At 37.5% G+C, this 10615-nt stretch carries 9 protein-coding genes; 8 read left to right on the top strand and 1 reads right to left on the bottom strand.

The window, feature by feature from the left end; translation table 11 throughout:
• The 7 genes from AC6F75_RS11200 to rlmN all read left to right on the top strand — a co-directional run.
• A partial coding sequence (locus tag AC6F75_RS11200; protein ID WP_500715104.1) for a DUF3858 domain-containing protein occupies positions 1-1479 on the top strand: 1479 nt, incomplete at its 5' end.
• Between the two features lie 19 nt (positions 1480-1498).
• Complete coding sequence (locus AC6F75_RS11195) at positions 1499-3511, top strand: DUF3858 domain-containing protein (protein ID WP_500715103.1); 2013 nt, start codon at positions 1499-1501, stop codon at positions 3509-3511.
• 10 nt (positions 3512-3521) lie between these two features.
• The gene (locus AC6F75_RS11190) at positions 3522-3848 is read left to right on the top strand and encodes a MazG nucleotide pyrophosphohydrolase domain-containing protein (RefSeq protein WP_500715102.1); all 327 of its coding nucleotides are present in this window, start codon (positions 3522-3524) and stop codon (positions 3846-3848) included.
• A gap of 53 nt (positions 3849-3901) precedes the next feature.
• Positions 3902-5140: a carboxyvinyltransferase gene (locus AC6F75_RS11185; protein WP_500715101.1), complete on the top strand. Its 1239-nt coding sequence runs from the start codon at positions 3902-3904 to the stop codon at positions 5138-5140.
• Between the two features lie 114 nt (positions 5141-5254).
• Entirely contained in the window at positions 5255-6304 is a 1050-nt protein-coding gene (queA, locus tag AC6F75_RS11180; RefSeq protein WP_500715100.1) for a tRNA preQ1(34) S-adenosylmethionine ribosyltransferase-isomerase QueA, read from the top strand.
• A 118-nt stretch (positions 6305-6422) separates the two neighbouring features.
• Positions 6423-8045 (top strand): T9SS type A sorting domain-containing protein, encoded by a 1623-nt coding sequence (locus tag AC6F75_RS11175; RefSeq protein WP_500715099.1) that lies wholly within the window; start codon positions 6423-6425, stop codon positions 8043-8045.
• A 227-nt stretch (positions 8046-8272) separates the two neighbouring features.
• Positions 8273-9313 (top strand): dual-specificity RNA methyltransferase RlmN, encoded by a 1041-nt coding sequence (gene rlmN, locus AC6F75_RS11170; protein ID WP_500715098.1) that lies wholly within the window; start codon positions 8273-8275, stop codon positions 9311-9313.
• Positions 9314-9363: 50 nt separating this feature from the next.
• Here the strand turns inward: rlmN and AC6F75_RS11165 are convergent, their stop codons facing one another.
• Positions 9364-10185: a T9SS type A sorting domain-containing protein gene (locus AC6F75_RS11165; protein WP_500715097.1), complete on the bottom strand. Its 822-nt coding sequence runs from the start codon at positions 10183-10185 to the stop codon at positions 9364-9366.
• 111 nt (positions 10186-10296) lie between these two features.
• Here AC6F75_RS11165 and AC6F75_RS11160 point away from each other — a divergent pair.
• Positions 10297-10615, top strand: a 319-nt coding sequence (locus AC6F75_RS11160) for a polyprenyl synthetase family protein (protein ID WP_500715096.1), incomplete at its 3' end; no start/stop codon positions are given.

Here is a 10615-nt window from a genome sequence, read left to right as displayed (position 1 = left end):
GAATATGAAACTGAAATCCCTGATTTTTTTGGTTACAATGTCTATAAAAGTGGATATATACCTATTGAAAACACACAAAAACTTACTGTAGGCCACATCACTTTAAAAAACTCAACAAAAAACAGATCCAGCCAAGCACTTGGAGTTGGAGGAGCTCCGGATGCAAATATGCAGTTCACTTCAATTTTAACAAAATTTACCGCTAATGATGTGCCTAAACTTGAAAATGAAACTTTTGTAAACAACATTCAAAATTATACAGGTTCTATTTCCTATGAATTAAGTTGGAATGAAGTACCCGGAAACAATAGAGAAAATTATGCTCAATCCTGGGAAGACGTTGCCCGGTCAATTTACAAAGACAAAAGGTTTGGAACTGAAATGAATAACACCGTTTTTTTAAATCAAACCGTTGCAGATTTAATTAAGAATGAAGACAATTTAATTCAAAGGATTGATATAATATTAAACTTTTTAAAGTCAAAAGTCAAATGGAATGGCAAATATGGACTTTTTACTAAAAGTAGTTTAGAAGAGACCTACTCACAAAAGAACGGCAATGTAGCTGAAGTAAACTTATTACTCACAGCCATGTTGAGAAAAGCAGGGCTAAACGCAAACCCAGTATTATTAAGTACCCGATCATACGGGATACCGCTCTTTCCAACAAGAACAGGATTTAACTATTTGATTTGTGCTGTACAAATCAATAATCAAACAATTTTACTTGACGCCACTGAGACATTTTCTGATCAAAATGTACTACCGGAAAGAGCGTTGAATTGGTTTGGAAGATTAATTAAAGGTGATTTTAGTGTTGAAGAAGTTAATCTAATGCCAACCGCATTGGCTCGAAATATTACCAATCTTAATGTTGAGGTACTTGAAGGCGGAAAGCTATTCGGTAAAGTTAGGAACGCTTATACAGGAAACTTTGCATTACGTAAAAGAATAGAATATAACTCATTGGGGTCTTTAAAACTAGAAGAGTATCTTGAAAATCAGCATCAAACACTTGATATTGATAACCTTCAACTTCAAAATATGAATAATACTAAAGCTGCATTGTCAAAAACATATGAATTTAAAAGCAGTAATAGCTATGATCTAATTGGAAGCAATATCTACCTGAATCCACTTTTCTTTTTAACAGTAACTACAAACCCATTTAAAAACCAGAAAAGAAATTATCCGATTGATTTATCTTTTCCTTTTTCGAACACAATTTCTGTAAACATTGAAACACCTCAGGGTTATGAAATACAATCAATCCCCAACTCTTCAAGTTTTGAATTGCCTAATAATATAGGAACGTTTTCAATGACCTATACCAAAAATGAAAGAACCATACAAGTAAGATACAATCTTGAAGTAAGAGTTGCCATTTTACCTGCTGAAAATTATAAAATGATTAAAGACTTTTATGAAACTATAATTGAAAAGCAGTCTGAAAAAATTATCCTCAAAAAAACTTTATAATCAACTAAATAATATTATAATGAAAAACTTTCTTTTACTACTACTTGCATTTTTGTTTGTAAATGATATCCAGTCTCAACGCTACGATTTCGGAAAAGTTTCAGACGATGAAATCACACAAACCATTCACCATCTTGATCCTGAAGCCCCGGCAGCAATTCTTTACAAAAGGGGAAAAGCTTCATTACAATATGAAGACGGCTGGCAGTATGTTTATGACTTTGAAGCACGGGTAAAAATTTACAATCAGGAGGGTTATGATTATGCCACCATAAGTGTTCCGCTATACAGGGTTGGCGCTGGAAGAAATGAAATTTTTTCAAATTTCAGGGGGTTTACCCACAATATGGAGGGTGGAAAATCAGTCAGGGAACGTGTGCGTAACAGCGATATCTTTGACGAAGACGTCAATGAATATTGGGACTTAAAAAAAATTACCTTTCCCAATGTTAAGGAAGGTTCTGTACTAGAATATACTTACAAAATTGTCTCTCCTTATTATTATTCACTACCTGAGTTTGAATTTCAGGACCAAATTCCCGTTGATTATGCAGAATACTCTATGGAAATTCCCGAATGGCTGGGCTATAAAACCTATAGTAAAGGATTTTTTCCCCTTTCTCGAGATGTAAAAACAGCCTTAGGTGAGTTTACTTTATCCTATGTGCCAAGTCAAACTTCCGGAACAACAGCTTTAGGTTCTCACAGGACACATTACGCAACTGAAACACTCACAAAAACGACAACAACTTATACCGCCAAAGACGCCCCAAAAGTGGTCCAGGAAGAGCATATGAACAATTTTAAGAATTACATAACCTCTGTAAAACCTGAGCTTGAATGGATAAAAATGCCCAGAAACCCTTTAAAAAATTTTTCCACAACCTGGGAAGACATTGCTAAAAATATTTATAAAAGCCGAAGTTTTGGCGATGAACTCAATGCGAAAAATTATTTTGAAGGCGACCTGAAAGCTGTACTGCAAAACACTACCACATCAGAGGAACGTGCATTAGCCATTTTTGAATATGTTAAAAGCAGAATGAGTTGGAACGAAATGACCGGTTTCTATGCTCAAAAAGGTGTTAAAAAAGCTTTTTCAGAACGAACAGGAAATGTGGGGGACATCAACCTGATGTTGGTGGCCATGATGCGGCATGCACAACTCAATGCCAGTCCGGTTTTGGTAAGCACTAAAAGAAACGGGATTCCGCTTTTTCCCACCCGAACAGGGTTTAACTATGTGATTTGCGCCGTTGAGATAAACAATAAAACCTTACTTTTTGATGCTACAAATAAATACAGCACTCCCAATGTTTTACCGGAACGCACTTTAAATTGGTTTGGAAGATTGGTGAAAAATGAAGAGCAAAACCAACAAGTGGGGTTGATGCCCGGAACTGCTTCACGCCGCATCGTGAATATGGAAGTGAATGTGAATCCCAATGCTTCAGTTGATGGGAAATACAGGTTATCGTTAACAGACCACCACGCACTTAATTTTAGAAACAGTCACGCATCAAAATCAGAAACGGCTTATCTCGATGAGCTCGAAAAAAGAATGGGTGATTTTGAAGTTTCAGACTATTCCATTCAAAACAAAACAGATGCTTATAAACCTTTGGTTGAAAGTTACAATTTCACCAAAGAAAGTGCCTTTGATATTATTGGGGGTAAATTATATATCAATCCGATGTTTTTTGAAGCATACAGCAAGAATCCGTTTACTTCAGAAACCCGGGTATATCCCATTGATTTTTCATTTGCTAAGTCACACGCATATATGGTTGCCATAAACATCCCCGAAGGCTATCAGGTAGAATCCATTCCGGAATCTGTGGTTTATCAACTGCCTGACGGGCTGGGCGAATTTAGGTTTATGATTTCAAACACAGACAATGCAATACAACTTAGGGTAACAGAAGAAATCAAAATTGCCCTTGTTCCGGCTGACTACTATCAGGCATTAAAAGATTATTTTGGTGCGATAGTTACCAAACAAGCGGAAAAAATCATACTTTCGAAAATATAATTTTTAAAGTATGAATATTCAAAACGCACAATTTGAGGTAGACAACTGGATCAAACAACACGGAGTCAGATATTTTAACGAATTGACCAATATGGCTCAACTCACAGAAGAAGTGGGTGAGGTGGCTCGCATCATAGCCCGTCGTTATGGTGAACAAAGCGAAAAGGAAAGTGACAAGCAAAGTGACCTGGGCGAAGAACTCGCCGATGTCATTTTTGTGGTGCTTTGTCTGGCCAATCAAACCGGGATTGACCTTCAGCAAGCCTTTGACAAAAAAATGGAGCTAAAGACAAAGCGCGACCACGACCGCCATCAAAATAATGAAAAATTGAAGTAGCCTTTCGGTTTGGTGTTTGTATTTTTACATACACTAAAAGCTTGTTTTTCATCATGGTTGTTTTCCTGACTAAAAATAAAATTGTTTCAAACGCCCACATCAATATTTGCGGTTCAAAAAGCGAATCCAACCGTCTGTTGATACTGCAGAAATTTTTTAAAAGCATAGAGATTCAAAATCTATCTTCAGCTCAGGACACCAAGCTTCTCACGGAGGCATTAGATTCAAATAGTAATGTAGTTGACATTCACCACGCTGGCACGGCCATGCGTTTTCTCACGGCTTATTTTGCCTGTCAGCCCGGCAGGGAAGTTTTACTCACCGGTTCTGAACGGATGAAAGATCGCCCCATAAAAATTTTGGTCGATGCATTGAGAACACTTGGTGCTGAGATTAGCTATAAAGAAAAAGAAGGTTTCCCTCCGCTTCAGATTTCCGGAAAAAAAATCACTGATACTAAAGTAAGCATTGACTCAAGCGTGAGCAGCCAGTACATTTCGGCATTGATGTTAATTGCCCCGTCATTTGAAAATGGTTTGGAAATTACCCTTTCAGGAAACAAAACATCCCTCCCTTACCTGCAAATGACCGTTGACCATTTAACTGAACTGGGTGTTGACGTTGATTTTTCAGAATCTAAAATTGTTATAAAACCCTTTAAGGGAAAACCAGAAAAAACCGGCTTTACAGTTGAATCAGATTGGTCATCAGCGTCTTATTTTTTTAATGTAATTGCTTTTTCACCGGTTGGAACAAGCTTAAAACTTTCAAGTTTTTTCCCAAAAAGCAAACAAGGGGATGCTATTTTACCTGAAATCTTTAAGCATTTTGGAGTGGAAACCACTTTTGAAAATAATACCATTTTTATAAAAAAAATATCTCAGATTTACCCGAAAAAGCTCCAACTCAATTTGCAAGACACCCCCGATTTGGCACAAACTATTGCAGTATGCTGTTTTGGGCTAAACATTCCGTGTGAGTTGACAGGATTGCACACTTTAAAAATCAAAGAAACAGACAGATTGCAGGCTTTGAAAAATGAAATTTCAAAACTGGGTGGAAATTGTAAAATAACTCTTTCAAGTCTGGTGTTGAAATCAGGCTCAAATTTTAATTTTGAAACCCCAATTACCATTTCGACTTATAATGACCACCGAATGGCCATGGCATTTGCAACGCTTTCGTTTTTGTTTCCCATAAAAATTGAAGATAAAGAGGTTGTTGAAAAATCATATCCCGAATTCTGGGACGACTTTAAAAAACTCGGAATTGATGTAACACCAGTAAAATAGGGGCTTTGTAAATTCTATTTTCTTTTTTCAAATATATATCCCGTTTTACTTGACAACGCCTGTTTTGAGGTTGTATATTTGCAGCCTTGTTAAAATCAAACCTTAAACACACGTATGAAGCTATCACACTTTGATTTCAATTTACCCCCCGAATTACTTGCTGAATACCCAACCCTTAACCGCGATGAGTCAAGACTGATGGTTTTGGACCGAAAATCCCAAACCATAGAGCATAAAATGTTCAAGGATTTAATCGACTATTTTGATGAAGATGATGTGTTGATTTTAAACAATACCAAAGTTTTTCCTGCCCGTCTATATGGAAACAAGGAAAAAACCGGGGCCAAAATTGAAGTCTTTTTATTGAGAGAGCTCAATGCCGAAACCCGTTTATGGGACGTGCTGGTTGATCCTGCACGAAAAATCAGAATTGGAAACAAGCTCTATTTTGGAGAGGATGAAACATTGGTTGCTGAGGTAATTGACAACACCACTTCAAGAGGTAGAACCCTGCGTTTTCTTTATGACGGGACTTATGAAGAGTTCAGGAACAAACTCACTGAACTTGGTGAAACACCGCTTCCCAAATACATTTCTAGAACTGTAGAACCCGAAGACGCCGAGCGCTACCAAACCATATATGCCAAAACCGAAGGAGCTGTTGCCGCTCCCACAGCCGGTTTACACTTTTCAAAACATTTGCTGAAACGCCTTGAAATTAAAGGGGTTAAATTTGCTGAAGTGACACTTCACGTTGGTTTGGGAACGTTCAGCCCGGTAGAGGTAGAGGATCTTTCCAAACATAAAATGGATTCAGAAGAATATGAAGTGGATGAGACCTGCACAACGATTGTAAACCAGGGGAAAATCAAAAAGAAAAAAATCTGTGCAGTGGGTACAACAGCAATGCGCGCCATTGAAAGCACGGTTTCTTCTAAGGGAACTTTGAACCCTTACAAAGGCTGGACCAACAAATTTATTTTTCCACCACATGAATTCAGTATAGCCAATTGTATGGTGACTAATTTTCATACACCAAAATCCACACTATTGATGATGGTTTCAGCTTTTGCCGGCCACGATTTTATCAAGAAGGCCTATGCCGAAGCCATTAAAGAAAAGTACCGTTTTTACAGTTACGGCGATGCAATGCTGATTTTGTAAAAATCAAAATTTAACTATTAAAAATCCTCACTACGTTAAAATTGTTGGGGATTTTTTATTTTTTTATGGTTTTTAGCTGAAATTAAATTACTTTAGTGACTCGTATGTCATTTAGCTTATGAAAAAATCATTACTGCTTCTATTTTTGTTTGTCTTTTCAGGTCTTTTCGCTCAAGTAACCAACGAGGATGAGCCACTCAGTTGGAAGATAACCCAGTTGAGAAATATCTCTCCTTTGCTTATGGCTGAAATAGATTTAAATGCATTAATGACAGAAGATCAAGTCAATGATACCAAGCTGGATGTACCATGGCGTTTTGGGACAGAAATTTTAGTTGATTTAAACACCAATAATTCCGGTACTTGGGATGTGTTGGAAAACGGTGACCGTATATGGAGGTTAAACATATTATCACCCGGCGCCAATACACTCAACTTTATTTTTAACGATTTTTACTTACCCCCTGGAGCAACGCTTTATTTATATAATGACGATAGATCAGATTTATTGGGAGCTTACACCTCAGCACAAAACAGAAACGATAATTTTCTTGGCACCTGGTTTGTTGACGGTGATAATATTTGGCTTGAGTATTTTGAACCGCGTTCACAGCGCAACAAAGGAAGATTACAGCTTTCAAAAGTGGTGCATGGTTACAGGTCAGTAGCGCAAAACATCGTCAATCGTGGATTGAACGATTCAGGACCCTGTAATTTGGATGTGGACTGTTCCATTGGTGCAGACTATGACGATATTAAAGACGAGTTGAAGCGTTCAGTGGGATTGTTTATAATGGGGGGGGCAGTATGCACCGGAACGCTCATAAATAATACCGAAAATAACAACGCACCTTATTTTTTAACTGCAAACCATTGCAATATTGGTAACCCTGCAACTTGGTCCTTTCGTTTTAACTGGATAAGTCCAAGCCCTGTTTGTGCACAAAATCAAAATAGTACTAATAGTTCCTGGAATCAAACTGCCAGCGGCGCAACACTGCTTGCCACTAACACAAAATCTGATTTCATGTTGGTGAACATTGATGCTAACCTTCCTTCATCGTGGAATTTGGTTTGGGCAGGATGGAATAGGAGCACCACTGAGGTACCTCAATTTACGGTGGGGATACACCATCCCGAAGGAGATATTATGAAGGTATGTAGAGACAATCAATCTCCAACACGACAGACATTCAGCTTTAATGGCGACGCTTCTGCAAGAATGTGGCGTGTGGGCAATTGGGAATTGGGCGTAACAGAACAAGGGTCTTCAGGTTCTGCGTTGTTTGACCAAAACGGTAGAATTGTAGGTCAACTGGCTGGAGGTACAGCAGCCTGTTCAGGAACTTCAAACAATGGCGGGTTTGACATTTACGGAAGATTTGAAACTTCCTGGAATTTTGGAACAACAAATAACACGAGGCTTTCAAACTGGCTTGACCCCAGCGGGACAGGTGCTATAACTACTGATATACTTAGCACGCCTGACTTTCAGTTTATTGGTAACATTTCCATATATCCCAATCCCGCAAGTAATGTGATTTACATTATGAATAACAATTCTTCGCAATTAAACTATGAGTTGTATGCTGTAACCGGTCAAAGAATGAAAGCTGACATGCTTCCTTTTACTAACAATGAAATAGGTGTTCACGACCTGGCGGAAGGGGTTTACTTCCTGAAGTTGTTTGACGGGGTGACAAACAGCTCTATGGTTAAACGAATTCTGATTAAAAAATAATTCACGTTATCCCCTTATACATCTCAACGATTTTTTAAATTACCTGAAGCGCACCAATTTCTCCTTTGAAACCGAAGCCGTCCTGAAAACTTCTTAGGAGGTTTTATTATTTCACCCCATACTATAGTTTATAATTATTAAATGCCATACAAGTAATAATAGAAAATTTCCCTATTGCAATTTGTTCAGGTGAAATAACTTAATTTAAATTGTTCTACTTTTGCAGTATGAAAAATGCAAAGAAAGATATAAGGGCCATATCCAAAGAAGAATTGCGTGAATTTTTTGTAAGTATTGGCGATAAAGCTTTTCGTGGTGACCAGGTCTATGAATGGCTTTGGAATAAAGGAGTGCATACATTTGAGGAAATGACCAATCTTTCTTTGGCCACTAGAGAACATCTTCAAGCAAACTTTACCATCAACCACATTCAGGTGGACCAGATTCAAAAAAGTGCAGATGGCACCATTAAAAATGCTGTAAAGCTGCATGACAATCTAGTGGTTGAATCAGTTTTGATACCTACAGCTTCGCGAACCACTGCTTGTGTTTCTTCACAGGTGGGTTGTAGTCTGGATTGTAAATTTTGTGCGACAGCCAAACTGAAACGTATGCGCAACCTCAATCCCGATGAAATCTATGACCAGGTGGTGGCCATTGATCGTGAAAGCAAACTGTATTTTGACCGGCCACTTTCAAATATAGTATTCATGGGAATGGGCGAACCTTTGATGAATTATAAAAATGTTTTGAAATCAATTGAAATGATTACTTCAGAAGAAGGACTGGGTATGTCGCCCAAACGTATTACTTTATCAACATCAGGTGTGCCCAAAATGATAAAGAAGCTGGCAGATGATGAAGTAAAATTCAAACTGGCGGTTTCTTTGCACAGTGCCATTCAGGAAACTAGGGAATATATTATGCCTTTTGCAAAGTCGTTTACACTTAACGATTTAAAAGATGCGCTACAATATTGGTATTCAAAAACCAAAAGCAAAGTGTCTTATGAGTATGTGGTTTGGAAAGGAATCAATGACAAGAAAGAAGATATTGACGCCTTGGTGAAATTTTGTTCCTTAGTTCCTTGCAAAGTCAATTTGATTGAATACAACCCCATTGGGGAAGATGAGTTCAAGCAAGCAGATAATGAAACAATCGAACGTTACATTGCCGCTCTTGAAAACAAAAGAATACCTGTAACCGTTAGACGAAGTCGGGGTAAAGATATTGATGCTGCCTGTGGACAACTAGCCAATAAGCAATAAAAAAAGGCTTCCTTATTGGAAGCCTTTAAAATATTATAAATTGAAAGAGATTATCTCTTAGCTAGTTTGAAAGTAGTTGTTTGTCCATTTGCAACAACGTTAACAATATAAACCCCTGATTTTACAGATGATAAGTTAATTACTTCGTTAGTTGAAGAAAGGTCTTTTTTAATCACTTGTTGACCCAAAACATTGAAGATAGAAATGTTACTGAAAGCTTCAGCAGCATTGATAGTCAGGTTTTGAGTTTGAGGGCTGAAATAGTAGTTAAAGCCATCAATATTGTTGTCTGAAATACTTAGTGTGCCATCAACAACTACATTGTCAACTGCTGCACCAAATTGCCATCCACCATCATCGTCATAAATAAACCTAACTTGAAAGTTAGCATTTGCATATGGGGTAATATCAATAATTTCATTAAGGAACATATCATTAGGATCTGTAGTGCTTGTATTAGCAGCGTCTCCTTGTACAAACAGAACTTCAACCCAATTAGAACCATCAAAAACCTCAACTGTTAAGGTTGGTTGAAATTCAAATAAAAGATTAAAGTAATCAAAGCTTAAAGTTAAATTTGAACCGCCAGCTAAATTGATAACGGGAGATGTCAAGGTCGAATTGTCAGCATTTGGTCCATCAGCATCATCATCAATTAAGGCGATGTTACTATTAAACTGTAATGGTCCAGGACCCCAAGGACTAGATGATAAATTTGGGAAAGCTTGATCTGCTACTTTCCATACTGCATCGCCAGTATTTGATACAACTGTCCAACTTCCAAAACCTAATTCAAAGTCTTCTTCAAAAATTTGTGCATTCATTCCAACAGCTACAAAAAAAGCTGCCATTAAAAGTGTAATTTTTTTCATGATTATAGTTTTTATTAGTTTAATACAGTTGCTAAGATACTAATTATATTAGTGCTCGCAATCAAAATTAATAAAATATTTGCTTCTTTTTTTATTTATCTTTGACTCAGCATGAAAGTAGTATCCCAAATAAAGCAGCCCATAGTTGAAGAAATGGAACTTTTTGAAAAAAAGTTTTTTGCTTCCATGTCTTCAAATGTTGCATTATTAAACCGCATTACCTACTACATTGTTAATCGAAAAGGGAAACAAATGCGTCCCATGTTTGTCTTTTTAATCGCCAAAATGGTCAATGAAGGTCAGGTGGAAGAACGCACTTATCGAGGGGCCTCGGTCATTGAATTGATACACACCGCAACTTTGGTTCACGATGACGTTGTTGACGACAGCAATCGCCGGCGCGGCTTTTTCTCCATCAATGCGCTGTGGA

Source organism: Planktosalinus sp., assembly GCF_059864935.1.
Note: the sequence above shows the minus strand (reverse complement) of the source record. Positions and strands in the feature narration are given on the sequence as shown.